This window comes from Microbacterium schleiferi (assembly GCF_015565955.1).
Classification (GTDB): domain Bacteria; phylum Actinomycetota; class Actinomycetes; order Actinomycetales; family Microbacteriaceae; genus Microbacterium; species Microbacterium schleiferi_A.
Genome location: NZ_CP064760.1, coordinates 420220 through 446476, shown reverse-complemented (window position 1 = coordinate 446476; position 26257 = coordinate 420220). Strand labels below are relative to the sequence as shown.

General features: G+C 68.1%; 27 protein-coding genes and 3 pseudogenes. 16 read left to right on the top strand and 14 right to left on the bottom strand.

The genetic code is table 11. The annotated features are described in order from the left end of the window. Positions 1-2 precede the first annotated feature (2 nt). The 3 genes from IT882_RS02205 to IT882_RS02195 all read left to right on the top strand — a co-directional run bounded on the left by IT882_RS02205 (position 3) and on the right by IT882_RS02195 (position 2288). A complete protein-coding gene (locus IT882_RS02205; RefSeq protein WP_195692977.1) occupies positions 3-899 on the top strand; it encodes a CPBP family intramembrane glutamic endopeptidase in 897 nt (298 codons plus the stop codon). Between the two features lie 194 nt (positions 900-1093). After that, positions 1094-1420 carry a hypothetical protein gene (locus IT882_RS02200; RefSeq protein WP_195692976.1) on the top strand — a complete coding sequence of 109 codons (327 nt, stop codon included), beginning with the start codon at positions 1094-1096 and terminating at the stop codon, positions 1418-1420. Positions 1421-1784: 364 nt separating this feature from the next. After that, complete coding sequence (locus tag IT882_RS02195) at positions 1785-2288, top strand: hypothetical protein (RefSeq protein WP_195692975.1); 504 nt, start codon at positions 1785-1787, stop codon at positions 2286-2288. Between the two features lie 165 nt (positions 2289-2453). On the opposite strand, the gene IT882_RS02190 is transcribed toward IT882_RS02195, so the two are convergent. Beyond that, entirely contained in the window at positions 2454-3278 is an 825-nt protein-coding gene (locus IT882_RS02190) for a universal stress protein (RefSeq protein WP_195694017.1), read from the bottom strand. Between the two features lie 136 nt (positions 3279-3414). Here IT882_RS02190 and IT882_RS02185 point away from each other — a divergent pair, with 136 nt between their 5' ends. Next, complete coding sequence (locus IT882_RS02185; RefSeq protein WP_195692974.1) at positions 3415-4008, top strand: hypothetical protein; 594 nt, start codon at positions 3415-3417, stop codon at positions 4006-4008. Here the strand turns inward: IT882_RS02185 and IT882_RS02180 are convergent, their stop codons facing one another. Beyond that, positions 4009-5313 carry a type II toxin-antitoxin system HipA family toxin gene (locus IT882_RS02180; protein WP_195692973.1) on the bottom strand — a complete coding sequence of 435 codons (1305 nt, stop codon included), beginning with the start codon at positions 5311-5313 and terminating at the stop codon, positions 4009-4011. It lies immediately after the preceding gene. 118 nt (positions 5314-5431) lie between these two features. Between IT882_RS02180 and IT882_RS02175 the strand changes: the two genes are divergently transcribed. Both IT882_RS02175 and IT882_RS02170 read left to right on the top strand, forming a co-directional pair. After that, positions 5432-7504: a DUF4012 domain-containing protein gene (locus IT882_RS02175; RefSeq protein ID WP_195692972.1), complete on the top strand. Its 2073-nt coding sequence runs from the start codon at positions 5432-5434 to the stop codon at positions 7502-7504. Between the two features lie 58 nt (positions 7505-7562). Then, entirely contained in the window at positions 7563-7700 is a 138-nt protein-coding gene (locus IT882_RS02170) for a hypothetical protein (protein ID WP_195692971.1), read from the top strand. 38 nt (positions 7701-7738) lie between these two features. Here the strand turns inward: IT882_RS02170 and IT882_RS02165 are convergent, their stop codons facing one another. Next, positions 7739-8452, bottom strand: a complete 714-nt coding sequence (locus tag IT882_RS02165) for an endonuclease/exonuclease/phosphatase family protein (protein WP_195692970.1) — start codon at positions 8450-8452, stop codon at positions 7739-7741. A gap of 146 nt (positions 8453-8598) precedes the next feature. Between IT882_RS02165 and IT882_RS02160 the strand changes: the two genes are divergently transcribed. The 4 genes and pseudogenes from IT882_RS02160 to IT882_RS02150 all read left to right on the top strand — a co-directional run bounded on the left by IT882_RS02160 (position 8599) and on the right by IT882_RS02150 (position 11074). Next, positions 8599-8925: a hypothetical protein gene (locus IT882_RS02160; RefSeq protein ID WP_195692969.1), complete on the top strand. Its 327-nt coding sequence runs from the start codon at positions 8599-8601 to the stop codon at positions 8923-8925. Continuing rightward, positions 8847-9476: pseudogene (locus IT882_RS16210) on the top strand (glycoside hydrolase family 6 protein); the annotation flags it as partial. The gene IT882_RS02160 and the pseudogene IT882_RS16210, both read left to right, overlap by 79 nt. A gap of 5 nt (positions 9477-9481) precedes the next feature. Further along, positions 9482-9667, top strand: a complete 186-nt coding sequence (locus tag IT882_RS02155) for a glycoside hydrolase family 6 protein (protein ID WP_195692968.1) — start codon at positions 9482-9484, stop codon at positions 9665-9667. Positions 9668-9898: 231 nt separating this feature from the next. Beyond that, a complete protein-coding gene (locus IT882_RS02150) occupies positions 9899-11074 on the top strand; it encodes a response regulator transcription factor (RefSeq protein ID WP_195692967.1) in 1176 nt (391 codons plus the stop codon). Positions 11075-11099: 25 nt separating this feature from the next. Here the strand turns inward: IT882_RS02150 and IT882_RS02145 are convergent, their stop codons facing one another. After that, positions 11100-12683, bottom strand: a complete 1584-nt coding sequence (locus IT882_RS02145) for a glycosyltransferase family 2 protein (RefSeq protein ID WP_229382249.1) — start codon at positions 12681-12683, stop codon at positions 11100-11102. Positions 12684-12844: 161 nt separating this feature from the next. Between IT882_RS02145 and IT882_RS02140 the strand changes: the two genes are divergently transcribed. Next, positions 12845-13942 carry a hypothetical protein gene (locus tag IT882_RS02140; RefSeq protein ID WP_195692966.1) on the top strand — a complete coding sequence of 366 codons (1098 nt, stop codon included), beginning with the start codon at positions 12845-12847 and terminating at the stop codon, positions 13940-13942. 23 nt (positions 13943-13965) lie between these two features. On the opposite strand, the gene IT882_RS02135 is transcribed toward IT882_RS02140, so the two are convergent. Beyond that, a complete protein-coding gene (locus IT882_RS02135; protein ID WP_195692965.1) occupies positions 13966-14739 on the bottom strand; it encodes a fructose 1,6-bisphosphatase in 774 nt (257 codons plus the stop codon). A 154-nt stretch (positions 14740-14893) separates the two neighbouring features. On the opposite strand from IT882_RS02135, the gene IT882_RS02130 reads away from it, so the two are divergent. Genes IT882_RS02130 through IT882_RS02120 form a run of 3 tightly spaced genes read left to right on the top strand, consistent with a single transcriptional unit; the run spans position 14894 to position 17684 of the window. Then, positions 14894-15358 (top strand): hypothetical protein, encoded by a 465-nt coding sequence (locus tag IT882_RS02130; protein WP_195692964.1) that lies wholly within the window; start codon positions 14894-14896, stop codon positions 15356-15358. Further along, positions 15355-16527, top strand: coding sequence for a sensor histidine kinase (locus IT882_RS02125; RefSeq protein WP_195692963.1), 1173 nt, complete (start codon positions 15355-15357; stop codon positions 16525-16527). The genes IT882_RS02130 and IT882_RS02125 overlap by 4 nt, the downstream gene beginning before the upstream one ends. Next, a complete protein-coding gene (locus IT882_RS02120) occupies positions 16527-17684 on the top strand; it encodes a hypothetical protein (RefSeq protein ID WP_195692962.1) in 1158 nt (385 codons plus the stop codon). Before IT882_RS02125 ends, IT882_RS02120 begins: the two co-directional genes overlap by 1 nt. Before the next feature lie 124 nt (positions 17685-17808). On the opposite strand, the gene IT882_RS02115 is transcribed toward IT882_RS02120, so the two are convergent. After that, a complete protein-coding gene (locus tag IT882_RS02115) occupies positions 17809-18468 on the bottom strand; it encodes a hypothetical protein (RefSeq protein ID WP_229382248.1) in 660 nt (219 codons plus the stop codon). A gap of 79 nt (positions 18469-18547) precedes the next feature. Then, positions 18548-19399 (bottom strand): tRNA pseudouridine synthase A, encoded by an 852-nt coding sequence (locus IT882_RS02110; protein WP_195692961.1) that lies wholly within the window; start codon positions 19397-19399, stop codon positions 18548-18550. Positions 19400-19537: 138 nt separating this feature from the next. Between IT882_RS02110 and IT882_RS02105 the strand changes: the two genes are divergently transcribed. Together IT882_RS02105 and IT882_RS02100 are read left to right on the top strand one after the other, a co-directional pair. Next, on the top strand, positions 19538-21262 hold the full coding sequence (locus IT882_RS02105) for an acyltransferase family protein (RefSeq protein WP_195692960.1): 1725 nt from the start codon (positions 19538-19540) through the stop codon (positions 21260-21262). Further along, positions 21259-21552, top strand: a complete 294-nt coding sequence (locus tag IT882_RS02100) for a hypothetical protein (RefSeq protein WP_195692959.1) — start codon at positions 21259-21261, stop codon at positions 21550-21552. Before IT882_RS02105 ends, IT882_RS02100 begins: the two co-directional genes overlap by 4 nt. A gap of 152 nt (positions 21553-21704) precedes the next feature. Here the strand turns inward: IT882_RS02100 and IT882_RS02095 are convergent, their stop codons facing one another. From IT882_RS02095 to infA, 7 genes and pseudogenes are all read right to left on the bottom strand, one after another. Further along, complete coding sequence (locus IT882_RS02095; protein WP_195692958.1) at positions 21705-22769, bottom strand: GNAT family N-acetyltransferase; 1065 nt, start codon at positions 22767-22769, stop codon at positions 21705-21707. A 157-nt stretch (positions 22770-22926) separates the two neighbouring features. Further along, positions 22927-23501, bottom strand: a pseudogene (gene rplQ / locus IT882_RS02090) (50S ribosomal protein L17). A 57-nt stretch (positions 23502-23558) separates the two neighbouring features. Then, entirely contained in the window at positions 23559-24548 is a 990-nt protein-coding gene (locus IT882_RS02085; RefSeq protein ID WP_195692956.1) for a DNA-directed RNA polymerase subunit alpha, read from the bottom strand. 155 nt (positions 24549-24703) lie between these two features. Continuing rightward, positions 24704-25093, bottom strand: a pseudogene (gene rpsK, locus IT882_RS02080) (30S ribosomal protein S11); the annotation flags it as partial. 36 nt (positions 25094-25129) lie between these two features. Then, the gene (gene rpsM, locus IT882_RS02075; RefSeq protein WP_195692955.1) at positions 25130-25510 is read right to left on the bottom strand and encodes a 30S ribosomal protein S13; all 381 of its coding nucleotides are present in this window, start codon (positions 25508-25510) and stop codon (positions 25130-25132) included. Positions 25511-25668: 158 nt separating this feature from the next. Next, entirely contained in the window at positions 25669-25785 is a 117-nt protein-coding gene (gene rpmJ / locus IT882_RS02070; protein WP_022893853.1) for a 50S ribosomal protein L36, read from the bottom strand. Positions 25786-25852: 67 nt separating this feature from the next. Beyond that, entirely contained in the window at positions 25853-26074 is a 222-nt protein-coding gene (gene infA / locus IT882_RS02065) for a translation initiation factor IF-1 (RefSeq protein ID WP_013583992.1), read from the bottom strand. Between the last annotated feature and the right edge of the window lie 183 nt (positions 26075-26257).

Here is a 26257-nt window from a genome sequence, read left to right as displayed (position 1 = left end):
CCGTGACCGAAACCCCACGCGACAGTTTCGCCGGCGCGATGCGCGAAGCGCAGCGCCCGACCGGCCCACTCGTCGGCTCGATCGTCGCGATCGTGCTCTTCGCCTCCGTCATGGCGACCAGCATCCTGCTCGCGATCATCCCCGGAATCACAACCCTCGGCCTCACGATCGTGAGCGCCCTCGCGTTCCTGCCGGTCTGGATACTGCTGTGGGTCTGGCTGCGCTTCAAGGAACGGCGCCCCTTCCCGAGCATCGGATTCCGCACCCCCTCTCGTGCCCCGCTGCAGATCGCCCGCGGCGCCGCCATCGCGCTCGGCGCCATGGCGCTCGCCGTCGCGGTCGCCGTCCTGACCGGAAACATGGAGTTCCTCCAGACCGAAGACGGCGCATACGCCTACTGGCCCGCAATCGGGTGGGTGATCTTCGCGCTCGTTGCCTTCTCGATCCAAAGCGGGGCCGAAGAACTCATCTCCCGCGGCTATCTCATCCAGTCCTGGATGCCGCGCGCCGGCATCCTCGGCGCCATGATCGCCCAGAGCGTCTTCTTCACCCTCGCCCACTCCCTCAACACCGGCCTGAACATCATGTCGGTGTTCTCCCTCGTGCTCGTCTCCCTGCTCCTCGGGTTCTGGGCGCTCAGCGAGGGGGCGCTATGGGGAGTCATCGCCTTCCACGCCACCTGGAACTGGGCGCAGAACAGCCTCTTCGGCATCCCGGTCTCGGGCATCCCGGCAGAAAACTCCCTCTACGCGGTTGTCGAGACGACGGATGCCAACCCCCTCGTCTCGGGCGGACTGTTCGGCCTCGAGGCGAGCGTCACCACGGTCGTGATGCTCGCGATCATGACCGCAGTCACCGCCGTGTTCTGGGCGCGCGGTCGTAACAATCGCGAGGGATAGCCCCGCAGAAGTACGGCGTCCGACGTAGGCCAACCGTCCGGAATCGTCCGGAAACGACGCAAAAGCCGCGTATCTCTCGTGCCCTAGATGAGAGTTCACACAGTTTGTCTTGCCGCACCGCGCGGATCACAGACAATAGTGGTCAACCCGAGAGCGCGCAACATGGCTCACCTGACTCAGCACCAGGTTGGAACATGGACAGTAATTCACTCATCACCCTCATGATCGGTTTCGGCGTCGTCGCCGTACTGGGGCTCGTCGTGGGCTGGGCGATGTGGGAGAGCAACAAGGCCGAGGCCACCGCCGACCGCCACGAACCCGCTCAGCGGGTGCCGCGCTACCCCGACCTGAGCAGCCCCGCGGTCACCACCGCGACAGTCCGCACAGTCGCGGGGTCGCGGGCCGCGATCGGGACGCCGATGTCGCACCCCTACCCCGCCGCACCCGTCCCGTACCAGCAGCAGCCGCAGGCACCTCAGATCGCCGTGCCCGAGCCCGCGCTCCCCCGGCCGCCGGAGTGACCGAGTACGTCTTCGCGCCGGTCCCCCCGCCCAACCCGTCAACGTCGCCGCCGCCGTCGACCCCGCCCCGACCGCTTTCGCCTCCCCGCCGCCGTCGACTCCGCAACCGCCTCCGCGATCCGAGGCGGTCAACGACCTGCCAACCCCGGCCGGGAGCTACACGACCCCGAGCGAGAGCTTTCCCGCGCCGACCGAGGGCTTCGCAGCGCCCCGAGAGACCTACCTTCCCCCTGGCGAGACGTATCCGGCTACGCCCTCATCAGAAGCGACCGCGGCACCGGCGGCACCGGCACCGACCGCGGCTCCCGCTTCTCCTGCAGCGCACGCCCCAACGACCCCGACCCCACCCGCGCCAGCACCCCGGATGCCGCCCAGCTCAGCCACCGAAGCGCCGGCGTCCGGCTTCACTCCGCCCTACACGATCACGCCGCGCGCGCCGCACACGACTGTTTTTCGGCTTGGCCGGGTGCTCTGGGTCGACGACGACCCCGACAGTCACGTTCCGGACGTCGTCGCACTGCACCGCATGGGCCTTACGGTCACGGTCGCCCGGCACGGCGAGGCGGCACTGGCCTATCTCGCCGCGGAGAAGTACCTTCTTGTCGTGACCGACTGCGGCCGCGCTGACGACACCCTGACAGCAGCCGATTTCATCCGCACGGTGCGTCGCAACTACCCCGGCGTCCCCACGATCGCCTACGCGCCGGGCTCGGTCGTCACCGGCCCCGGCGCGCCGGACCTGCCCCACGACCAGGTGGTCACCACCCCGGCGAACTCCCGAGCGTCGTCGGACGGCTCCTCGGCCGCTGATTCGCAGCAGATCATCCGTCGCCGAGCCGCGCATTATGACACTGCGGTGAGGCGCTGACAATCCCCCGGCACGATGTCACGAACCGTGCCACTCTCGGTGTAGCAAGACCGCGCGCCGAGTGTTTCGGGTCACTCGTGCATAGCGAAGGTACGCCTCGCGTACTGCCCCCGGCTCGGCAGCCCCAGATCGAGCCGGGGGCCTTGTCGTTTCCGGGATGCCTCCTCAGCGAACGGCGGCTGTCACGGTCGTCAGATGATCCAGCACCTGCGTACTGACCGACCCCAGCAAGAACCGAGCGAACCCGGTACGCCCGTGCGTTCCGACAACGGCCAGCCGGGCCGAAGCCGCCACGTCCGTGATGACGGCGGCCGGGTCGCCCTCATCGACGTGCACGATGATCTCGAGGTGCGGGTAGTCCTTGCGCACATCATCGGCCATCGACTGCGCGAACGCCTCAGTCGTGCCCTGCAGATCCGTGAGGTACATGTCGGGGTAGGGGGCGATGTCGCCGGTGTAGACGACCGGCATCCACGTCGATACCACCGTCAACGGCTCGGCGACCCGCGACGCCTCCGCGGCAGCGAACGCGAGCGCCGCGTGAGAGACCTCTGAACCGTCGACGCCGACGACAACCCCGGAGCGCCCCGTCGTGTCGATGTCGGGCACAACGACGACGGGGCAATTCGCGCCCGCGACGATCCGCGTCCCGTGCGGCCCGCGGTGCTTGTCGGTGCCACCGGTGTGGTCGCTGCCGATCACGAGAAGCCCGGCATCCGTCGACGCCTCGACAAGCTCCTTCGTCGGGTTCCCGTGCGTGACATGAACCGCGACCTCGATCCCGCGGGCCGACAGCGCCGCCGCTTCGCCGCGAAGAAAGGCCTCCTCGGAGTCCACGGCCCGCTGCACGACTTCCTGCTCACCGACGGCACCCACGGCGCCGCCGATGACCGAGACCAGTTCCAGGCGAGCGCCTGTGCTGGCCGCCCGATCGACGGCCCAGTCGATCGCGCGACGCGAACCAGGCTTGCTGGTCGCACCGACGACGATCGTCGCGGGAGCTTCGGGGCGGAGGGCTCGGCGTTGGCAGGGATGTCGGTCATGCCCTCACCCTATTGCGGGCGCCCATCGCTCGCGAGGTCCGATTGACCCCATTCCGACGCCGGCGACCGGGCATACTGACGTCATGGAGATCGACACCGGCTTTGTAACGCTCGTCCTCGGCTTCGTCGGGGTGATCGTCCTCACGGCCCTCATCGGCGTCATCCTGTGGGTCCGCCGCTCGTCCATCGTCCGCGTCCCCGCAGGGCGACTCTCGAGCATCGAGATCACGCTCGCGCCCGAGGACCGCGAGGCTGTCGCGACGCAGCTGCGCGAAGCCCTCGCCGCCCGCGGCCAGGGCAGCGGCATCGTCCTCAAGCTCCCCGAGCGACTCCACCCGGGACGCGTGCTGTGGGTGGACGACGATCCCGACACCACCATGTCCGAGACGATCGCCCTGCAGAAGCTCGGCACCGCCGTCGTCAAGACCACCCACGCGGATGCCGCGCTCGCCTACCTGTCCGCCGGCACCTACACGGCGCTCGTGTTCGGTATCGTCCCCGACAGCGACCTCGCCGCCATCGAGTCGTTCGTCTCTCGCGCGCGCACCAGCCAGCCGGGAATCCTCACGCTCGGCTACGCCGCCCCCGGCGTCGCACCGGATGCCGCCGACGTCACCCTCGTTCGTGACCCCAGCGAACTGGTCGCCGCCGTCATCGCGCCGCTCACCGTCGCCTGATCAGCCCAGGAGAGCCCGCAAACCGTCACGGCGATGACCGATCGCCGCATCCATGGCCGCGAACTCGCTCTCGGCGAGCCCCACCCGCCTGGCGACCTCCGGCCACGACTCCACCGCCGCGAGCACCTGCGTCAGCGAGCGCTGCCATGACGATCTCTTGATCCCGAGTTCTCCGGCGAACGCAACGAGAGCCGCAGGTGCGTCATCCGGGTCGACGACCCCGACGATCGCGGTCGAACGCGGCCGCTCCTGCACCGGGTCGGGTTCGATGTCGAACACCGGGCACAGCCGCCATGCTGCATCACGCCGGAGGAAGCCCAGGTTGCGAAGGTGGTCGTCGGTGCAGTGCACGGCAACGGCGAACGCGACGCGACGCCACAGGTCCCGCAGCTGCGCCCGCACGACGTCGCGGGGCGCCTTCATCTCCAGGATCACCCGCGCGACATCCAGGTAGTCCCGCCCGTCACCGGTCGCGGTGCGCGCCGACCAGTACGGGATGCGCAGCTCGCCGGCACCACCGGTCGGCAGATCCTGCGCCGCAGCATCAGCCTTGCCGACGCGATCAAACCGATCGACCACGAGCACCGCGTGCTTCCCAATCTCGACCGTGCGCACCCGGGAGGTGGCAAGACCGGCGGCGTGAGCCAGGTGCAGGGACACCGCCTCCCACCGGATCGCGTCGTGTTCGTCATCGGGCGCAGGGAATTTCGCGAGCAGGGCCCGCCCCTTCCGCCGTACGAGCGCTTTCGGTCGAGCACCGCCGAGAACCGCCGTCCCGGCATCCAGCAGCTCGGCGATCGCATCCTCGCTCGAGGTCTTGCCCGCGCGCGTCCGATCGGCGGCTGCCCGCAGGTCCCGCAGGTCGAGCGTGACCGGAACGCGCGCCGCACGCTCGGCCAGATACGTCGTTCCCGCGCCGGCATCCGTCTGCTGACGGAAGCGGAACGCCCCCGTCCGCGCCTCGTCCGAGATACCCAGCAACGCATCGACGTCCGAGAGCATCGTGACGCCGCCGGCTCGCAGCTGACGACGGATCAGCTTCTGACCCCACGAGTCAGCGCTGGCATCCACGAACGCACCGGGCATCGACCCGAGGTCTCGGGAGCCCGCCTTCACCGGCAGCTCGGGCGAGACCGCATACGCGTCGGGCCGCGCGCGATAAGCGGGGTCATACGCGAACGTCACGCCGACGGCCTTCTCGGCCACGGTCACGACATCCATCCAGCCGATGGGTCCGGGCGCGGCATCCGGGGTCGCCGCCGCGTCCACCCAGACACGCTGGGTCGTCGCGCTCGGCGTCACCATGGGAGCCAGTCCCCTCGTCGTCCAGCTCCCCACCCTATTGGTGTTCCAGCCGGCACTCTCATCGTTCACTCGAACGCGGACGAATAGGCTTCCGTGAGGACAGGAAGGCACGCGACCCATGCATGATGACGCGGCGACACCCGAGGACACCGCACCCGAGGGTTCTGGCGATGACGAGATCACCGCCGCGCCTGGGCGCGACGAGTCCAGCACCGCCGCGCCAGGGCGCGACGAGACAGACACCGCCGAGCCAGGGCGCGACGAAGACAACACCGCCGCGCCTGGGCGCGACGAGTCCAGCACCGAGCTCGCTGCCACCCGGCGGGCCGTGGATGCCGAAAAGTCCCGACGGGCCCGGGCCCGCTCGCGCCACCGCCGCGAGCGCACGGCGGGGATCGTCGCCGCGTCAGTCCTCGGCGCCTTCCTCCTCCTCGGCGTCGCCGGCGTCGCCTGGATCGGCATCCGTGGCGCGCTCGCCTACGGACATGTCGCCGACGCACAGCGCGCGGCCGAGAATCTCGCGGGTTCCCTGACCGACCCGGCCGCGGCGGCCGAAGCCGTGCCGGGCATGACCGCAGATACCTCCGCTGCTCGCGCCCTCACCTCCGACCCGGTCTGGAACGCCGCCGAGCACCTGCCCTGGGTCGGGCCGCAACTGTCCGCAACCGCCACCGTCATCGCGGCCGTCGACGACGTCGCCGCGACTGCGCTCGAGCCGCTCGCGCAGGCAGCCTCCGGGTTCTCGCTCGATACCCTCCGACCGCAGGGCGGGGCTTTCGATGTCGCCGCCATCGCGAGCCTCACGGATGTCGCGACCACCGCAACCGACAGTCTTGCGGCAGCCTCGGCATCCGTCGACGCGATCGACACGACCCAGCTGCTCCCGGCGCTCGCCGCCCCCGTCACCGAGGTCAGCGACCTGCTGACGAACGGACTCACCGCGGCCGACGCCCTGCGCCGCACCGCCCAGCTGCTCCCCCTCGCCCTCGGCGGCGAGGGTCCGCGGAACTACCTCGTCATGTTCCAGAACAACGCGGAGTGGCGATCCCTCGGCGGCATCGTCGGCGCGATGGCGATGATCCACACCGATGGCGGCCGCATGGATCTTGTCGATCAGGGTTCGTCGTCAGATTTCACCCGCTACCCCGACCCTGTCCTGCCGCTGTCGGATGAGGTCCTCGGCATCTTCGTCGACAAGCCCGGCGTCTACATCCAGAACGTGACGCAGATCCCCGACTACACGGTCGACGGGCCGCTCGCCCGAGAGATGTGGCTGCGTGAGACCGGGGTCGCCGTCGACGGCGTCCTCGCCCTCGACCCGGTGACCCTGTCGTACCTTCTCGAGGCGACCGGCCCGATCACCCTCCCCACCGGCGAGCAACTCACGAGCGAGAACGCCATCCCGCTGCTTTTGAACGACGTCTACCTCCGCTACCCGGAGCCGCGCGACCAGGATGCGTTCTTCGCGGCGACCGCCGCTGTCGTCTTCCAGACCATCGCCGATGGTGCTGCCGACCCGGCCACCCTGATCCAGGCTCTGGCCCGAGCGGGAAGTGAGCGCCGACTGTTCATGTGGAGCGCCGACCCGGCCGAGCAAGCGATTCTCGACGGGACGACCATTCAGGGCGGCCTGTCGGTTACCGACGACACTCGCACCCAGTTCGGCGTCTACCTGAACGACGGCACGGGGTCCAAGATGGATTACTACACCGAAGCGACGGCGTCAGTCGGGTGGTGTGCTGCGAGCACCGCCTTCACCGAGAACCTCCGACCGGGCGAGTATCTTCGCGAAGATCCCCTTGCCACGGTGTCTGTCACCCTCCAGAGCACCGCCCCGGCCGATGCCGCCACCAGCCTTCCCGAGTACATCACGGGAGGAGGAAGCCATGGTGTGCCACCCGGGGTCACGAGAACCATCGCCTACCTCTATCTCCCGACCGGGTCCGAGGTGGTCTCGAGCGTCGCCGGTGACGACAAAGCGGCAACAGTGTTCGGAACCGGCACCCACGACGGTCGTGACGTGCTGATCTGGGAGACCTTCCTCGACCCCGGAGAATCGGCGACCGCGACGATCCAGGTACGCACACCCCAGACTCCAGTCCTCGAAACGCTCATGACGCCGACGATCGGTGGCAGCGGCCTCGTGGCCGCCCGCGCCTGCCCGATTCCGACGGCCGCCAACGAGGGATAACCCTCCCGTAACACGCGCGTCACTCGCGCTCTGCCCGATCTGGCTAGGATCGGGCATCATGAGCAGCCCCTATGAACCGCGAGGCCCCCGCACGGCCCGCAACTGGCTGCTCTACCTCGGAGTCGCGCTGCTGGCCTCAGGAGTCGGTGTACTCGTCTACGCGGCGTTCATGCACTACGCGGCAGCGATCCGCTGAGGCCACGGCCCCACGAGCCCGCGTCCGACGCCGGAATCTCACGCCACGCCGCTCGCGGCATCCGCGGGCGCCGCCCCCGAACCAGGCGTCGGCTGTGCCGTCACGAGGATCGGCAGGTGGTCGCTGAGTCCCTGCGGAAGGGTGCGCACCGTATCGATCGTGAAACCGACGGACGTCGCGAAGTCGTAGTGCCCGCGGAAGAATCGGTACCGCGTGTAGGTCCGTGAGTCACTCAGGTTCAGCTCGTACCCCTGGTCGCGGACGTGCTGCCCGAGTCGCTCCTTGAAGACGGGGTAGTTGTAGTCACCGACCATGAGCTTCGGCAGGCCCTCGCCCAACAGGTCGAGCTCGGTCAGAGCCGTACGGATCTGATGCCGACGCAACGAGTTCAGGGCCGTCAACGGCGCCGCATGGAAGGACGCGATGACGATGTCGCTGCCGGCATCGATATCGTGCAGACGAACCCCCAGCATCCGTTCTTCGGCGGGCTTGAGGACTCGATCGTGCAGCGACTTCTTCAGCGCGATCGCTCGCACATCGACGGCGCGATACGTGTTCGCGCGGTAATAGACGGCAAGGCCCAGGCGATTGCGCTGGGTCGAATCGGCGAGCACGAGCCCACCGATGTCATCGGGGATGTCGGTCGTGTCGGCTTCCTGCAGACACAGCAGATCCGCACCGTGGCGCTCGACGAGCTCTCGCAGCTCGGTGGCCGCGCGGTGCTTGCGCAGGTTGTACGAGATGACCTTCATGCCACTCCCCACGATAGAGGGACAGGGCTGCAGGCCGCGCCCGCTGCGCTGGACATATCCCCAGCGTTTGTCATCTCTTCCCCGCGGGGGATTGTTCCGCTGGGTTCCTGAGGATGCTCCGGGGTGCTCCGCGCTAGAGTTTCGTCGTGCCCTCCCCACGCGCCACCGCGGTGCAAGACCAGCCTGAGCCCGCTGAAGCGCGCCCCGATTCGCAGCCGAAGATCCTGCCGGGCTGGGCGATCGCGACGATCGTTTCGGTCGGCGTGCTTCTTCTGGCATCCATCACCGCGACCGTCTGGATGTTCCTGAACCACTGGGTCCGCGACCTGACCGCTACCGCCCCCGCCGTGGGCACGACGATCATCGCCCCGAGGAATCGAAGGCGGCCCTCGCGCTGCCGACCCTCACCGAGGGCACCGACGAGTTCGCGGCGACCGACTACCTGGCAGCCCAGCCCACCGCGTACTGGCTGACCCCCGAGATCGACCCGGTCAGCGAGGTGGGCGCCCGGATGACGAACCTCCTCGACGAAGCACGCACCCAGGGCAAGCCGCTCGCGATCGTCGTCTACGGCCTCCCCGAGCGCGACTGCAGCGCGGGCCTCTCCTCGGGCGGACTCGACGATGCCTCCTACGACGAGTGGACCCGGATCATCGGCGACGCGCTGCACACTGCCCCCGACATCCAGAAGACCGTCGTCCTCGAGCCCGACAGCCTCGCGCTCGCCCCCGAGTGCGGCAACATCGCCGACCGCACGGCGCAGCTGCGGGATGCGATCGCTCAGATTGCCTCAACCAACACCTGGATCTACGTCGACGGCGGCCACTCGACCTGGCTCCCCGCGTCGCGGATGGCCGAGCTCATCAACGGTCTCGGCATGAACGAGGTCATCCGCGGCTTCGCCACGAACGTGTCCAACTACAACGACACCGCTCTCGAGTTCGACTACGCCCACCAACTCTCCGGGCTCACCGGCGGCCTGAAAGCGATCATCGACACCTCCCGCAACGGCGCCGGATCCAACGGCGAGTGGTGCAACCCCCGGGCCGGCTTATCGGCGCACCCGGCGGCACCTACGGCGACGACGTTGTCGACACGAACCTCTGGATCAAGCCGCCCGGTGAGAGCGACGGTACGTGCAACGGCGGACCGATCGCGGGGGCCTGGTGGCCGGCGGCGGCTGTCGAACTCACCCGCAATGTCACCCTCCCCTGAACCCGGTTTCACCCTCCCCACGACCGCAATCACGCGTCGCGTCACCCAGCGACGAGAGTGCCACGCCGACGGATGACCGCGCCGGCCCCCGGCACGGCTGTGTACGATCAGGAGAGATGGCCGTGAACGCCTGGGATTGTGCGGCCCGAACCACACTGGACCTGGCGCGACGCGAGCTGCGAGACGCTGCCGTGAACATCACCCGGCCCGACGCGAGAGAGATCACTGAGCATGAGCACTGACGCGGGGGTGAGCAAGACCGCCGTCATCGTCGAGGATGATCCGCAGATTCGGCACATCCTCGCCGAAACACTCGAGGCGGCCGGATTCTCGACGGTTTCGGTCGGCAACGGCATCGACGGCGTCCGCGCGGTCCTCTCCTACCAGCCGCTGATCACGACTCTCGACGTGAACATGCCCGGCATCGACGGGTTCGAGGCAGCCCGCCGCATCCGTGCCCAGAGCGATACCTACATCATCATGCTCACGGGCCTCGAAGATGAAGCGGATGTCGTCCTGGGCCTCGGCGCCGGAGCCGACGAGTACATCGTCAAGCCCTTCCGTCCGCGGGAACTTCGCGCCCGGATCGAAGCCCTCCTGCGCCGCCCGCGTCAGTCGCCGACTGCCGCACAACAGCCCGTGCAGGCGCCGTCCGGACCATCGTTCCCAGGTGCGCGGCCCGCGATCGTCGCGCAGCCCGCGGTAGCGCCCGGCACCATCCCGGCATCGCCGCAGCAGCCGTTCGCCACCGTCGATCCGAGCGGGGCGGTCACTCCTGGCGACCCCGCCCAGGCCCCGGGCCAACACCCCTCGCAGGCTCCTGCCGGCTACCCCGCAGGGCAGCAGCCGCCCTCGGCTCCGCCGCAGCCTGGATATCCGGCCCAGCACCCCGGCTACCCGCAGCCGGGAAGCGGACAGCCGTACTACCCGCCGACTCCCCAGGGCCCTGTCGACCCGCCGGGTGCCGGAGGTAACCAGCAGCCGCCCGGATCGCAGCTCGTCGCGCGCACACCGCCGGGCGCGCCCATGCCCGGTCCCGGTGGGCACCAACTCAGTCCCAGCACACTGCGCCATCGTGACCTCATCCTCGACCCCGATTCGCGGATCGTGCTGGTCGGGAACCGCGAGGTCGAGCTCACCCGCACGGAGTTCGAGCTGCTGGCGACCCTCATGGAGTCCAAGCGACGCGTGCGCAGCAAGGCCGACCTGACGCTCGTGCTGCGCGGCGAGTCCTACGTCACGTCCTACTTCGTCGGGGATGCCGACAAGCGCGCCATCGAGGCACACATGACGAATCTGCGCCGCAAGCTCGGCGACGACCCGAACAACCCGCGCTACGTCGAGACCGTGCGTGGCGTCGGGTACCGGATGACCTCCGAGAACGTCGCACCGCCGCCCGGCCAGTGACGCCGTCGCTCCTGGCGGGCGCTGGTCAGACCTTGTAGCCGTACTGCCGGCGGAACAGCTTGAACGCCATGAGCAGCGTCTGGATGACGGTGACGACACCGACGATCGGCCAGCCGACCCACAGGATCGAGGACTGCACGACCGGGTCCAGCAGGTTCCAGATCAACGTCATGGCGATCGCCGTCAGCACCAGCAGGATCATGGGCACCCAGTGCCCGAGGGAGAATCCGCCGCCCCGCTCGGCTTTGGCCTGCGCCGCCCAGTTGTCCACCTTCTTGCGCGACAGGAACGACGACCACGACCGCAGGAAGTGACCGATCCTGATCCACATGAAGATCTCGGCTGGGAACACCAGCGCCGAGAAGAGGATGTCTCGCTGATTCACGTGCTTCATCGTCAACGCGACACGCAGGTTCAGCAGCGTCGCGACCAGCGGCGGGATGAGCCACCACGGTGAGAAGACGAAGGCGTTGATCGAGAGCGAGGCGGCAAGCAGCGTCAGGAACGCGACACGCACGAACAGGTTCGTCAGCATGCCGAAGTTCTCAAACCACCGCAGCCGCAGGTTGGGGTGGAAAGGCTGCCCCTTCGTGTCACCGCGCTGACCGGGCCACATGAGCTCGATAGCGCCGTAGGTCCACTTCACCTGCTGGGCGTCATAGCCCTTGAGGGTGGTCATGCCACCCACGCTTGCCCTCGCGTAGGGGCTGATCTTGGTGAGGAAGCCGGCGCTCTTGATCTGCAGCGAGAGCAGCGAGTCTTCCACTTCGCTGTCTTTGACCCACGGCGTGCTCTGGTGGTTGGCACGCATGACATCGCGCAGTGCGGCAGTCGAGAAGATCGAGAACTGACCGCCGAGCACCGCCATGTTGCGGCCGCGCAGCAGGTTCTGCAGGTTGAAGGCCGCGAACTGGGTGCGCTGACCGGCGATGAGGAACTTGCCGATCAGACCCTTGATGGGGCGATCGTCGATCGTGTAGATCGCCGAGATGCCACCGATACGGGAGTCGCCGACGGCTTCTGTTTCCAGGTACTCGACGGCCCGCTCATCCGCGATGGTGTCGCCATCGACACCGAGCAGATAGTCATACCCCTCAACCAGCGCGTAGCCGTAGTTCAGTGCGCCGACCTTCTTGTCGGGGTTCTTACCGATGTCGTGGATGAACACCTCGGTGAACTGCTCGCCGAGGTCGGTGACGACCTGGTGCGGGCCGGCGTACTGCGAAGCGATCGCGACTGTCGCGTCAGTGGTGTTGTTCACGACGACATGGATGACGTCGGGCACCCGCGTCTGGTGGAGCAACCCCTCCAGCACGCCCGCGATGGACTCTTCCTCGTTGTAGCAGGGGATGACGCAGCCGATCGTGGATCGGTGCACCGAGATGCGCTCCAGTACCGACTCGAACTCGTCGGTGAACTCGGCGTGAGAGGTCTCGACCTGCGCGCTCGGAAACCGGGGGTCGCCGTACGAGGGCTGCGCGTACTGCTGCTGGCCGTATGCCGGATCCGCGTACTGCGGATCCGCGTACGCCGGGCCGGGGTACTGCCCGATCGCGGGCTGACCCTGCTGCGGGTACTGAGGAACGTACGGGGCTTCCCAGTGAGACATCAGCACGCTCCTTCCATCGATCCGCGCGCCATCCGAGGTGCTAGTACCACACTGCTACACTCGGCTCAAGCATCCGGTCTGTTGTCGAAGAGCATCACCTCAGGTTTTCCTCAAGAAAGCCTCCGGTGAACACCCGAGGCCCCGAGAAACAGAAGTGCAGAATGAGTGTACTGGAGTTGTCTGCCGTCCTGGCGATCGCGTTCGTGATCGCCGCACCGGCGCTCGTTCAGGCTCATGCGCACCCGGTTCCCAACGGAGGACGGGCCACTCGCCGGTACTTCCTTCGATTCGCGGCAGCTGCGGCCCTGAGCGGAGTCGTCGCCGGCCTCGCTTCCGCCCTCGTGCCGGCCCATCCGGTGCCGATCGTGATCGCGACGGCGAACGCTGCGCTTGTCGGAGGCCCCGCGTACTTCTGGGCCGGAATGCGGCAACTGCGCAACCACTCGATCACGCCCGGCTGGGTCGCCTCGGGCGCCGTCGGGGTGACCTTCATCGCGAGCGCGACGGTCACCGCCGTGATCGGCGGTCCCACCGACGGGTTCGTGCTGCGGCTGATCCTCGTCGCGGTCGGCTGCGGCGGCATCGCGATCGAAGCCTTCTCGCTCCCCGCGCGCGCCCTCGCGCCCTTCCGGCTGATCGGTTCGGTCTTCGCGTTCTACGCCGGCTACTCGGCGATCCGCACGGTCATGTTCTTCGCCGTCGGCGAAGACTCCCCCGCGTTTCAGGCGTTGTTCTCGGCGCTGACGGCATCCGCGATCAGCATCCTGCTCGTGGTGACCCTCTGCGTCGCCGTGTGGTGGAGCGAACGCGCGCTGGAGACCCGGGCCCGGCAGATCGAGTACCGCATCGACGCACTGCGCTCCGATATCGCCGCCCACGGCGCGGTGACCGTGTACGAGGTGGACATCCCGGACCTCGCGCTCATCCGCGCCGCCTTCGGCGGGCCCGCCGCGACAGCTGTCGACCGCGCAGCCTCGATGTCTCTCTATGAGCTGTTGCCCGATGCGACGCACCGGGGGCGCACCGGGCACCACGTCGTCGCGCTTGCCGGCGACCACCGGATCGACAACCTCGAGACTGTCGTGAAGTCGGCAACCGCCCGCGCCGTGCCGAATCTGGACTACCGCGAAGCTATCGAGATCCGTGTGACACGCTTCACGGTGCATTCCGACGAGGAACTCACCAGGGTGTGGCCGGATGGCGCGCCCACGGGAGCAATATCGACCACGCCGAGCCCGGCAGGCGGCGCGCTGGCCTGACGGATCCGCGGCGTGGCGATCGCTCAGCCCTGGGGCGCGCTCGTCGGCTCGTTGGACACGATGTTCAACGTGCCCTGGTCGTTGTAGATCGCGATCGGCAGGTACTGATAGATCGTCTGCTGCGCGAACGACGCATCGTCATTCGCGGTGCCTTCGACGTAGATCCCGAACGAGAACTGCAGCGTGATGCCGTACGTGTCGGCCGGGAGCATGAAGATCGTCGTCTCGGGGACGAGCAGCCCACCCTGGTAGCTATTGAGCAGCAGCCCCCGGTCAGACCGGAGCGTGTCCGGCGGAACCAGCGTCCGCGGGTCGGCGGCGAACTGGAACGGCTGCTGCACCATCCCCGACGTCTGCGCCGTCTGGGAGGTGATCGAGATCGACGAGATGTAGACGCGACGCTTCTGCGTCAACACTGCCTTGTCATCGACGCGGCGGTCGTAGGCGTTGATCGCGAAGCCGAACACCTTCTCGTTGTTGGGAGTCCACTCGCGCGTGCGCTTCGGGTCAGCCGCCCACACATCGAGGACGACCTCGAGGTCGGATGCGACATCCGTCGTCAGCGACACGGACCCGTCGTACGAGAACAGCGAGTCGAAGTCCATCGTCGCCGTCGTTGAGACCGGCTGAGGAACCGGCGTCGCCGTGGACGCGGCACCCGGAGGTCCGCCCTGGATGGAATTGAACGCTTCGGCGATCTGCTGGCATCCGGTCAAGGACGAGGCGCCCAAAGCCAGTGCGGCAGCACCGAGCACGACGCGGCGCACGACGCGCGACCGTTGCGGGGCGGTGGCCATGGTTTCTCCTTGAGCGGTCCGTCGAGCAGGGTGCCTCGAGGGCTGAAATTCCGCGGTCTTCATGGGCTTATGGCGGGTTCCACAAGCCGGATGCGCTGGAAGTATACGATACGAACAATGGCTCGAACTCAACGCTGTCCAAGGGGAGCACAAGGTGAGCGCAAGAGACGCGCAATTCCGCGACGTCGACGGCGCGACGATGCGAGTGAGGTCCATTTGGCTCACACAGCTCTCCCTCGGCGTCTCCATCATCATCATTTCGGTGGTGGCGCTGGGCTACGAACCCGAGCTGTTCGAGTCGTGGCTCATGCTGACCGGCGTGGCAATCGTGGTCGCCGCAGCAGCTGCCACTCTCGTGATCCCCTGGGCGCGCACACCCCGGTGGGTGCCGCTGATCATCCCGTTCGCCGATATCGTCGGGATCGGCTTCATGTCGGCGTCCTCGATCCTGCCGCTCGGCTTCTTCTGGGTCTTCCCGATCATGTGGATCGGCCTGCACTTCACACGATGGGCCCTCGCGGCGGCTGTCGCGACCATCGCCGCATCCCTCCTCACCGAGGCGGCGACCTCCACCGAGCCCCCGGAGCCGTCGAACTGTTCACGGTTCTGCTCGGCGTGACGTTCCTGGGTGTCACGGCGAACATCACGATGCGTCAGACCCGCGCGTTCAAGCGACTGCTCCTCGGGCAGACGCGGCGGCTGGAAACCACCCTCGACCGGGTCTCGAGCGCCGAGCGCAGCACGATCGAGCTGATCAACGGCGTGGATGTCGGCATCCTCCGCTTCGCCCGTGACGGTTCACTCCTCGCCGCCAACACCACGTACGCCCGGCTCTACGGCACCAATCCGGACGACCCGAACTCTCCTCCCATCTCTGTCGAGTACGCGGCCCTGCAGGGCACGGCGCTCCCGGTATCCGAACGCACCTTCACGCGTGCGCAGCGCGGCGAGATCTTCGAGGATGCCCGCGTCTGGCTCTTCGACGCGGAAGGCACCTGGCGGGCCCTGTCGGTGACGACCATGCCGCACACCTCCTCAGCCGACGACTCGGCCTCGACGATGCTCGTCGCCCACGACATCACCGCGGTCACCGAGGCCGAGCGGGAGCGGGAACGCATTGCCGCGGTGGCCTCCCACGAGCTGCGGCATCCGCTCACTGTCATCATCGGTCATGCCGACCTCGCGCTCGAAGAAGAGGACGAGCTGACCCCGAAGATCCGCGAGCATCTCGAGACGATCCTCTCGGCCAGCGAACGGATGCTCGGCATCGCCTCGACGATGCTGCAACGCTCGCGCAGCGGGTTCACTCCGACCCAAGACCGCCGCTCGTTCGACCTCGTTCCCCTGCTCGCCGCCGTAAGCGAAGCGTTCGCGGCGACAGCACGCGAACAGAGCGTAGCGCTGGACACCGACCTCCCTGACCACTTGCGGATGGATGGCGACGTGTTCCGCCTTCGCCAGGTGCTCGACAACATCGTCAGCAACGCCGTGAAGTACACCCCCGCTGGCGGGTCGGTTCGCGTCTCGGCGGCTCTGGATGACGACACCGCCATCATCGTGGTCGCCGACACGGGTATCGGCATCTCATCTGAGGATCTCGAGCACGTGTTCGATCCCCTCTTCCGCAGCACCCGTGCGCAAGAGCATGCGCCCGGCACGGGACTCGGACTCGGCATCGCTCGGGAGATCGTGACAGCGCACGGCGGCACCCTCACAATGTCCAGCGAGCTCGGTCACGGCACGACGGTGACCCTTCGCCTTCCCCGTTCGGTTTCCCCGGAGTCGTGATGCTCTTTCCTGTTCCTGTCGATCTCCACTGGCCGAATCTCGGCGGCGCGAGTATCGGCGTCGCCCACGCCACCGTCGCGACTCTCGGCACCATCCTGTTCGTCGGGCTGGCGTTTCTCGCTCGACCCCGCCGCTCCACACTGCTGTGGTCGCTGACGTTCATGGGTGTCATGGTGGCCTGCTTCGGCTACCTCGCGGCGACCGCCGCCGAGTCCGAGGAACTGCGACGAGGCGCCCTCGGACTGCTGATGGGCGCTCCCGCTCTGCTCTGGTCGGGACTGCGCGCTCACCGCACGGTACGGACCTACGCGTGGATCAGCGCGGTGGTCGCTGCGATCGCCGTCGTTGCCTTGATCGCACCGGGCGATACCGGCTGGTACGGCTTCGCCTACCGCGTGGTGTTCGCCGGATCTGCTGTCTTCGGGGTGCTGTTCCTGCTGGAGTGGCGAAAGATCCCCGAGAGATCCGAACGCCTCTTGTGGCCCATCGTCGTCGCCTCGGGGATCTACGTCGTCACCGGCGCCACCGTGCTGTTCGGTGCGGTGTTCTCCCCGCTGGCCACCTCCGACGCGTTCGCCTCGACGCGCATCTTCAACGCGATCGGGATGCTCGTCTACATGGTCTGCGCGCTCGTGTCGCTCGTGCCCCTGGTCACTCCGGGCTCGCTCTCGATCAATACGGCGACCGGGAACGATGACTGGAGCCGGTTTACAGCCACCGCTCACGATCGTCTCGAGCGCGCACGCGCCGCGAACGACGCCACATGGTCGCTCCTGCGTATCGAACTCGACGACGCCGACGACCTGCACGCCGCCGGCGGCACCGCCATCTTCGGTCGCCTCATCCGCGACATCCGGACCCGTGTGGGCACGGTGTTCCCGACGGATGCCGACATCGCCGTCGCACCCGACAGCGCCGTGATCGTGCTGATCTCACGCCCGGAGGCGGTGATTCGAGAGCTCGTGCGCGACGTGTTGCGCACGATCGCCGTTCGCGACCCCGCGGCGCCCATCACCGTGACGACGTCGGCAAGTGTCGGATGGGCAAGCGCCCGAGCATCCGACTACGACCTGGATGCTCTCCTGGCCATCACGGCCGAGGCCTCGGCACGGGCCCGAGCCCAGGGCGGCGACCGCTGGGAGCGCGTCCCCTCCTAGCCCCGATTTCCACTCCGGCGAACCCACATCACATCCGGCGTACCCACACATCTAGGGCAGCCAAACGCGTGGGTACGCGCGCGAAAGTGTGGGTTCGCCGGCCGGTGGGGAGTCCCCTCCGGGCCTACTGCTGGGCGATCGCTATCGTGAGCGTGTCTGAGGCCGTCTGCTTCGCGTACTCGCTCGATGTCGGCGTCGTCTGCACGAGGAAGTCGTAGGTGAACTGCACCGTAACCGAGATCGCGTTCGACGGCACCGGGCCGACCGTGAAGCTCTGGGAGTAGCTGTAGGGCGAGAGCACGAGGTATCCGGGGTTGACGCTCGCGGCATCCACCTGGGGGTCCAGAGGAGGGAGATCTCCGGTCTCGCTCTGCGGCACGGCAACCATCGTCGCCCGCTGGAGGTACACCTTCTGCCCGTTGTCGGGTTCCACTGTCGTGATCAGCGACAGACTGATCGGCTTGAGCGCGTCGGCTGTCCACTTGTCCATCGACAGCGTCGACCAGTAATCGACAGTCGCCTTCACGGCACCGGCCTGCATCTCCCGCTGCGTCGCACCGCTGGACAAATCGTTCTTCACCGGCGGCGCGACGGTCTGGCGGGTGAAGGTGGGCGTCGGACTCGATGTCTCGTAGCCCCAGTTGTTCCACGGCGCCGGGCCACACCCGGTGAGCGCGATCGGCAGCGCGACAAGCCCCGCGATGACACCGGCCCTCGCGGCAGCCAGCCTCCGACGACCGACGCGGATGCCGACGCTCGCGTCCTTGCGACCAACGGCCTTCATCTCATCCCCCCTCGGGATCACGAACCTCACCCCGCGCGGGGGTGGGATCAGTCTACGCATCCGTGACGTGCAGGCTCCGTCAGTCGGCGTCGAGGTCCCGTCGCGCGCGGGTTTGCGACGCCCGCTGGGCGAGCAGATCGTCGGCGGGGTATCCCACCTCGGTGAGCGTGAGGCCGCGAGCTGCCAGAACCTTGACCTCGGGGACGCGGGCCAGCTCGTCCCGGATCCGCACGAGATCCCCAACGCTCAGCCGCCCCTCACCGACCGCGACGCATCCGCCGACCAGCGCGCGCACCATGCTGTGGCAGAACGCATCGGCCCGGACGGTTGCCACCAGCACACCGGACGCGTCCCGCACCCACCCGAAATCGAGGAGCGTGCGGATCGTGGTCGCTTCCTCCCGCGGCTTGCAGTACGCGGCGAAGTCGTGGAGCCCGCGCAGAGCGCCGGCTGCCGCATCCATCGCCGCGGCATCGAGTTCCCCGCGCACGACAGTCGTGCGATGGCGCTCGAGCGGGTCGTACGGCACGAGGTCGTCGGCGACGCGGTACTCGTAGCGGCGCCACACGGCCGAGAACCGCGCATCGAAGCCCTCCGGCGCGATCGAGGTCCGGGTCACCGCGACATCGGCATAGGCACCGAGGACCCCGCGGATGCGGCGGGCCAACGCACTCACACCATCCTCGGACTCACCGCGTCGACGGGTGGATGCGAGCCGCCTGACCTGCCCCTCGTCGAGATCCAGATGCGCTACCTGCCCGGTGGCATGCACGCCGGCGTCCGTTCGTCCGGCGACAACCAGCCGCGGATCGCCGCCGAGCACGCGGGAGAGAGCACCCTCAATGGTTCCCTGGACGGTCCGCTGATGCGGCTGCCGCGCCCACCCGCGAAAGTGCGAGCCGTCGTAGGAGATGTCGAGCCGGATGCGCACGAGGTCAAGCCTAATCAGCACCCGGTTGCGCCCCAGGGAACTCCCGCCGCGCGGACGTAGACTTGGGTTCCCGAACCGCATCGCCGCGGCTCATGCTCCCCCGAAGAGCAGCCGCACCCCGCCCCCATCGAGCCGCCGATGTCCAGCCCCCTCCCCGCCGACCGCCCTGCCGTCAGCCCCACCGCTGACGCTGGCTCCGGTACCCGGCCCAGCACCCGCCCCAGCGCGCGGCTGCCGGGCCTCGATGGGCTGCGCGCCCTCGCGGTCATCCTCGTGGTCGTCTACCACCTGTTCCCGCAGTGGTGGTTCGCTGGCGGGTTCATCGGGGTCGACGTCTTCTTCGTGATCAGCGGCTTCCTCATCACGACGCTTCTGCTGCGCGAACGCGACGCCTCGGGCCGCATCAGCCTCGTCGGTTTCTGGCGACGGCGCGCCCGGCGTCTCCTGCCCGCGCTCATCCTGCTGCTGCTCGTGTGCTCGAGCGCCGCGTGGCTCATCGGCGGCGACGTCCTCGTCCGTCTGGGCGCCCAGATCGTCGGCGCCCTTACGTTCAGTTACAACTGGATCGCGATCCTGATCGGCGAGGGTTACTTCGGCGGCACGACCCCCGAGCTGTTCCGGAACCTCTGGTCACTCGGGATCGAAGAGCAGTTCTACGTGCTGTGGCCGCTGATCCTCCCGGTGATCCTGGTGCTGCCGCGGGCGTGGGCGCGTGTCGCTGCCGTCGGCGCCCTCGCGGCAGCATCGACCGTGTGGATGGGCGAGCTCGTCGCCACGACGGATGCCGTCAGCCGCGCGTACTACGGCACCGATTCCCACGCCTTCGGCATCCTCCTCGGCGTTGCGCTCGCGTTCGGACTGCACCGCACGCTCTCGGCGCCGACGCTCTGGATGCAGCGCACCACGGTCCGGCGCGGGGCGGCGATCGTCGGGGGCGCCGCCGTGCTGGGACTGATCGCGATCTCGCTGGTCCCGCCCACGGACTCGGTCCGCACCTTTCCGCTGACGATCGCCGCGGCCAGCATCCTGTCGGCGATCGCCATCGTCGCAGCGGTGTGGCCGCACGCCCGGCTCGGCCCGGCGCTGGACGCGCGCCCGCTGCGCTGGATCGGCGAGCGCTCGTACGGCCTGTACCTGTGGCACTGGCCGCTGCTGGTGCTGCTGGTTGCGGCCGTGCAGGGCAGCGCACCGGAGGCGGGAGTTCCGGTCTGGGTCGGGCTTGTCACGCTCGCGCTCACGGTCGTCATCGCCGAGGCCTCGTACCGGTTCCTCGAGACGCCGGTCCGGCGCGCGGGCTTCCGTGGAACGTGGCGGGCGGCGCGAGCGAAGGTCCGCGTCGAGTCGGGGGCGCTCTGGGGCTCCGTCGTCGGGGACTTGCCACTGCCGCTCTCGTGGTCGGAACACTCGCGGGCGCGCTCACAGGAGCGAGCGTGTCATCCGGCGAGGCCGTCGTCGCCGAGGGACAAGCAGCCGTCGACGCTGCCTCCGCGAGCCCGACCCCGTCGGCAGATGCCCGGCCGGAACCGGATGGTCCCGCACAACCGGGGGCGCTCGCCGACGGCGCCGTCCGCCCACCGGCCCCCTCGCCGACGCCGATCTCGGGCGGCGAGGTCACCGCCGTCGGCGACTCGGTCATGCTCGCGGCGGCCCCCTCCCTGTATGAGACCCTTCCCGGCATCCGCGTTGATGCGGCGGTATCGCGGTCCTCGTGGGCTGGTCCGGGCATCGTCGATCAGCTCGCCAGCTCGGGACAGCTCGGCCGCTACGTCGTCATCGCGCTCGGCACGAACGGTCCCATCAGTTGGGATGCCTATGAGCGCATCGCCACGACCGCCGGCCCCGACAGGACCCTCGTCCTCGTGAACGCCTACGCGCCGCGCGACTGGATCCCGGGGGTCAACAGCGACATCACCGCGTTTGCCGCCGCGCATCCGGGAACCATGATCGCCGACTGGGCGGGCGCCATCGACCCGCATGTGGACTACCTCGCCGGCGATCGCATCCATCCCGGCACCTCCGGCGGCAGGATCTATGCCGACGCCGTGCTCGGCGCGATCCGTCACGCGGAGAACCAGCGGGCGATTGACGTCTACCTCGCCGAAACCCGCGCCTACCGCGAGGCAGCCCGCGAGGACGCAAGAATCGCCCAGTAGCCGCCGGGCATCCGCCCCCGCTCCCCGCCCCGGCGTGCAGCCGAACCCACACGAAGGCCACCGAGCCCTCACCGTTCGCGCGGAGAATCCTGTGGGCGCGCGTTCGCAGGTGTGGGTTCGGCGGGATCGGTGAGGTCCCCGATGCTCGAAGCTCAGAACCGGGCGACCATCGCGACCTCGCGTTCGGTGGCCTCGAACCCGAGCCTGCCGTACAGGCTGTTCGCCCCCGTCGGACTCTCGGTGTCGACATCGAGGTTCACCTTCTCGAGCCCGGCATCCCGTGCCGCCGTCAGCATCGCCGTGATCACCGCGGGAGCAAGTCTGCGCCCCCGATAGTCGCGGACGACACCGATGAGACCGATGTACGCGGAGGTGTAGCCCTGCACCTCCCAGTCGTCTTCGTTCACGGTGACCAGGGCCAGCGCGACGACGCGGTCCCCGTCGACGATGATGCGGGAGAGATCGTCGCGGAACTGGGCGCCACCGACAAACCGCTCCCACCGCTCGCGCGGCGTCTCCAGGCTCCCCCAGTGGTCACGGAAGGCGTCGTTGCGCGCCGCGCGCGTCGGCTCCCACCACTGCGGACCGAACGCCTCGATCCGCAGCTCGGTCGGAACCTCGGGGATCGGATCGCTGAGGTCGCGGAGCATCGTCGTGAACCACCGCTCCTCGGGCATTCCGCGGCGAGCGCCGAGGGCCCGCGCGTCGGCGTCGTGCTCGTACGCGTGGAGGAAGATCGCGCCCGGCACCGCGGCATCCGCCTGCGCCAGCTCGGTCTGGGCCGTCTCGTACTCCCAGCGCAGCACGTCCGTGCCGATGCCGCGGCGGCGCCACCGCGGATGGACCATACCGGTGCAGTAGACGTAGACGTGCGCGTCTTGGGAGGGATGCACGAGGATGCCCGCCACGGCGACAAGCTCACCCTCGGCGGTGAAGCCGAGTCGCGTGTGGCGCCGCGGGTCGATGTGCGAGAGCTCGAAGATCTCCTCGACATCCTCCCGCGGCGTGAGCCACGTGGGGTGGTCGACCCGGTCGCATGCGTCGACGAGAACGACCATCTCCTCGATGTCGTCCGGGGTCGCGGGGCGCCAGGTGGCGACATCCGGATGCTGGATCTCGGCGACCGTCTCGGGTGCGTCAACGCGCTCTGCGAGCGGTCGCGTGTCAACGGGCGCGGCGTTCTCGGGGATCGGCGCGGGGGTGGTGCTTTCGTTCACCGTCCTACCCTACGGCGCCTGCGCGCGCGCCTGCGAAGCACCCAAACAACGCAGAAACACCGCATCCTCGGTGAGACTCGCCCCAACGTGGGGTGTCTCACCGAGGATGCGGTGTCTGACGAACCTGCGCCGCGGAGACGGCGCAGGTCACGGGGTCTTACTTGGCGTCGTCCTCAGCCGGAGCGTCGACGACAGCGTCCTCGGCGGCGGCCTCAGCGGCAGCACCCTCCTCGGGCGACTCGGCGCCGGCATCCGTGGCCGTGTCGATGGACTCTTCCTCGACCTCGGGGTCGGGGCCTCGGCCTCGGCAGGTGTTTCCTCCGCAGCCGGAGCCGCGGCGGCGGACTTCTTCGCCGACTTCGGCTTCGGGTTCACCGGCTCGAGCACGAGCTCAATAACGGCCATGGGAGCGTTGTCGCCCTTGCGGTTGCCGACCTTCGTGATGCGGGTGTAGCCACCCTCACGGTCCGCGACCAGCGGCGCGATCTCGGTGAACAGGATGTGCACGACTTCCTTGTCACCGATGACCGACAGCACCCGGCGACGGGCGTGCAGGTCGCCGCGCTTGGCGAAGGTGATCAGTCGCTCGGCGAGCGGACGTAGGCGCTTGGCCTTGGTCTCGGTCGTCTTGATCGACTTGTGCGTGAACAGCGCGGCAGCGAGGTTCGCGAGCAGCAGGCGTTCGTGGGCGGGGCCGCCTCCGAGGCGGGGACCCTTGGTGGGCTTGGGCATGTCAGTTACTCCAGGAAAAGTCGGTCAGGATGCCGCGGCATCCGTCACAGGTACCGGTCAGACGGTCTCGTCGTCGTAGCCGCCGTAGAAGTGCGCGCCGTCGAACCCGGGAACCGAGTCCTTCAGGCTCAGCCCGAGCGAGATGAGCTTGTCGCGAACCTCATCGACCGACTTCTGGCCGAAGTTGCGGATGTTCATGAGCTGCGTCTCCGACAGGGCAACCAGCTCCGAGACAGTGTTGATGCCCTCGCGCTTGAGGCAGTTGTAGGACCGGACCGACAGGTCGAGGTCTTCGATCGGCATCGACAGCTCGTTCGACATGACCGTCTCGACCGGCGCGGGGCCGATCTCGATACCCTCGGCCTCGACGTTCAGCTCGCGGGCGAGGCCGAACAGCTCGGTCAGCGTACGACCGGCCGAAGCGACGGCGTCGCGCGGGGCGATCGAGGGCTTGGACTCGACGTCCAGGATGAGCTTGTCGAAGTCGGTGCGCTCACCGGCACGCGTCGCGTCGACGCGGTAGCTGACCTTGAGCACCGGCGAGTAGATCGAGTCGATCGGGATCTGACCGCTCTCGGCGTACTCGTTGCGGTTCTGCGTGGCCGACACGTAGCCGCGACCGCGCTCGATCGTGAGTTCGAGCTCGAACTTCGCGGTCTCGTTGAGGGTCGCGATGACGAGCTCGGGGTTGTGCACCTCGACACCGGCGGGAGCGGAGATGTCGGCGGCGGTGACCTCACCGGCGCCGGTCTTGCGCAGGTACGCGGTGATGGGCTCGTCGCGCTCGCTGGAGACGACCAGCTGCTTGATGTTGAGGATGATCTCGGTGACATCCTCCTTCACACCCGGAATGGTGCTGAACTCGTGCAGCACGCCGTCGATGCGGATGCTGGTGACGGCGGCGCCGGGGATCGACGACAGGAGGCTGCGACGCAGCGCGTTACCGATCGTGTAACCGAAGCCGGGCTCAAGCGGCTCGATGACGAAACGGCTGCGGAACTCCCCGATCTTCTCCTCGGTCAGAGTGGGACGCTGTGCGATGAGCACGATGTGTTCCTTTCGATCACGTGCCCGCTATATGACACGTGCAATGGGTGAGGTGTTGAGTTTTTCTCGGGAGATGCCGAGGCGCGGCAACGCGCACCCCGGCACCCGAATGCTTCACCCGGGAGGCAATGAGCCGGCCCGGAACGGGACTGTCGTCAGACGCGGCGGCGCTTGGGCGGGCGGCAGCCGTTGTGCGCCTGGGGCGTGACGTCCTGGATCGAGCCGACCTCGAGGCCTGCGGCCGTCAGCGAACGGATCGCGGTCTCACGACCCGAACCCGGACCCTTGACGAAGACGTCGACCTTCTTGACGCCGTGCTCCTGCGCCTGGCGGGCAGCAGACTCGGCTGCCATGCCGGCGGCGTACGGGGTCGACTTGCGCGAACCCTTGAAGCCGACGCCACCCGAGGACGCCCAGCTGATCACCGCACCCGAGGGGTCGGTGATCGAAACGATCGTGTTGTTGAACGTCGACTTGATGTGGGCCTGGCCCACGGCGATGTTCTTCTTCTCTTTGCGGCGCGGCTTGCGCGCTGCGGACTTGGGGTAGCCATGTGCGTTTTCTCCTAAACCTTCCGCGCCTTACTTCTTTCCGGCCTTCTTCTTGCCGGCGACGGTGCGCTTCGGGCCCTTGCGGGTACGCGCGTTCGTCTTGGTGCGCTGTCCGCGCACCGGCAGGCCGCGGCGGTGGCGCAGGCCTTCGTAGGAGCCGATCTCGACCTTGCGGCGAATGTCGGCGGCAACCTCACGGCGGAGGTCACCCTCGACCTTGTAGGTGCCTTCGATGTGGTCGCGGAGGGCGACGAGCTGGTCGTCGCTGAGGTCCTTCACGCGGATGTCCTCGTTGATCTCGGTCGCCGCGAGGATCTCGTGCGAACGAGTACGGCCGATGCCGTAGATGTAGGTGAGCGCGATCACCACGCGCTTGTCGCGCGGGATGTCGACACCGGCAAGACGTGCCATGTCGGTTCTCTCTTTCCCCTGGGTTGCCCCGTGGAGTATGTCGAAGGTGTGGAGCAGGATCGGTGCCCGGGCCTTCGTCCCGAGGTGTCCCCCGCTTCCGGCATCCGGATGCGGGCTCTGACCCTGCCTATGTATTCAGTTGTGAAGCCTGTGACGTCTTAGCCCTGGCGCTGCTTGTGGCGCGGGTTGGACTTGCAGATGACCATCACGTTGCCGTGGCGGCGGATGACCTTGCAGTGGTCGCAGATGGGCTTGACGCTGGGGTTGACCTTCATGATGTTCCTGTTCGCTGTCTTCGCCGGGCGGATGCCGCAGCATCCGGGGCGTTACTTCTCGACCGGCCTAGCGGTAGCGGTAGACGATGCGGCCGCGGGTGAGGTCGTAGGGCGAAAGCTCCACGACGACGCGGTCCTCGGGGATGATGCGGATGTAGTTCTGCCGCATCTTTCCCGAGATCGTTGCGAGCACCTTGTGTCCGTTGGTCAACTCAACGCGGAACATCGCGTTGGGCAGCGCCTCGGAAACTGTGCCTTCGATCTCGATGACACCGTCTTTCTTGGCCATAGCCTCGCTCACGCTTGTGCAGACCGGTCGGTCTGCGGTGGATGGGGATGGATGCTGCGCTGACCCTGACGGGAAGCCCACCCGGACACGCCAAGGCAGGCGCAAAGCACCAAAGATCAATAGTACGTGATAGTGAACACCCCGGCAACCTCGGGCGTGTCGCCCCGGTGTGTGGGCAGGTGA

What these genes read in the sequence shown, in the direction of transcription:
- IT882_RS02200 (WP_195692976.1), top strand. Translation starts at nt 1,094, where the DNA reads ATGGACAGTAATTCACTCATCACCCTCATGATCGGTTTCGGCGTCGTC.
- IT882_RS02195 (WP_195692975.1), top strand. Translation starts at nt 1,785, where the DNA reads ATGCCGCCCAGCTCAGCCACCGAAGCGCCGGCGTCCGGCTTCACTCCG.
- IT882_RS02185 (WP_195692974.1), top strand. Translation starts at nt 3,415, where the DNA reads ATGGAGATCGACACCGGCTTTGTAACGCTCGTCCTCGGCTTCGTCGGG.
- IT882_RS02180 (WP_195692973.1), bottom strand. Translation starts at nt 5,313, where the DNA reads ATGGTGACGCCGAGCGCGACGACCCAGCGTGTCTGGGTGGACGCGGCG.
- IT882_RS02175 (WP_195692972.1), top strand. Translation starts at nt 5,432, where the DNA reads ATGCATGATGACGCGGCGACACCCGAGGACACCGCACCCGAGGGTTCT.
- IT882_RS02170 (WP_195692971.1), top strand. Translation starts at nt 7,563, where the DNA reads ATGAGCAGCCCCTATGAACCGCGAGGCCCCCGCACGGCCCGCAACTGG.
- IT882_RS02165 (WP_195692970.1), bottom strand. Translation starts at nt 8,452, where the DNA reads ATGAAGGTCATCTCGTACAACCTGCGCAAGCACCGCGCGGCCACCGAG.
- IT882_RS02150 (WP_195692967.1), top strand. Translation starts at nt 9,899, where the DNA reads ATGAGCACTGACGCGGGGGTGAGCAAGACCGCCGTCATCGTCGAGGAT.
- IT882_RS02145 (WP_229382249.1), bottom strand. Translation starts at nt 12,683, where the DNA reads ATGTCTCACTGGGAAGCCCCGTACGTTCCTCAGTACCCGCAGCAGGGT.
- IT882_RS02140 (WP_195692966.1), top strand. Translation starts at nt 12,845, where the DNA reads ATGAGTGTACTGGAGTTGTCTGCCGTCCTGGCGATCGCGTTCGTGATC.
- IT882_RS02135 (WP_195692965.1), bottom strand. Translation starts at nt 14,739, where the DNA reads ATGGCCACCGCCCCGCAACGGTCGCGCGTCGTGCGCCGCGTCGTGCTC.
- IT882_RS02120 (WP_195692962.1), top strand. Translation starts at nt 16,527, where the DNA reads ATGCTCTTTCCTGTTCCTGTCGATCTCCACTGGCCGAATCTCGGCGGC.
- IT882_RS02115 (WP_229382248.1), bottom strand. Translation starts at nt 18,468, where the DNA reads ATGAAGGCCGTTGGTCGCAAGGACGCGAGCGTCGGCATCCGCGTCGGT.
- IT882_RS02105 (WP_195692960.1), top strand. Translation starts at nt 19,538, where the DNA reads ATGTCCAGCCCCCTCCCCGCCGACCGCCCTGCCGTCAGCCCCACCGCT.
- rpsM (WP_195692955.1), bottom strand. Translation starts at nt 25,510, where the DNA reads ATGGCACGTCTTGCCGGTGTCGACATCCCGCGCGACAAGCGCGTGGTG.
- rpmJ (WP_022893853.1), bottom strand. Translation starts at nt 25,785, where the DNA reads ATGAAGGTCAACCCCAGCGTCAAGCCCATCTGCGACCACTGCAAGGTC.
- infA (WP_013583992.1), bottom strand. Translation starts at nt 26,074, where the DNA reads ATGGCCAAGAAAGACGGTGTCATCGAGATCGAAGGCACAGTTTCCGAG.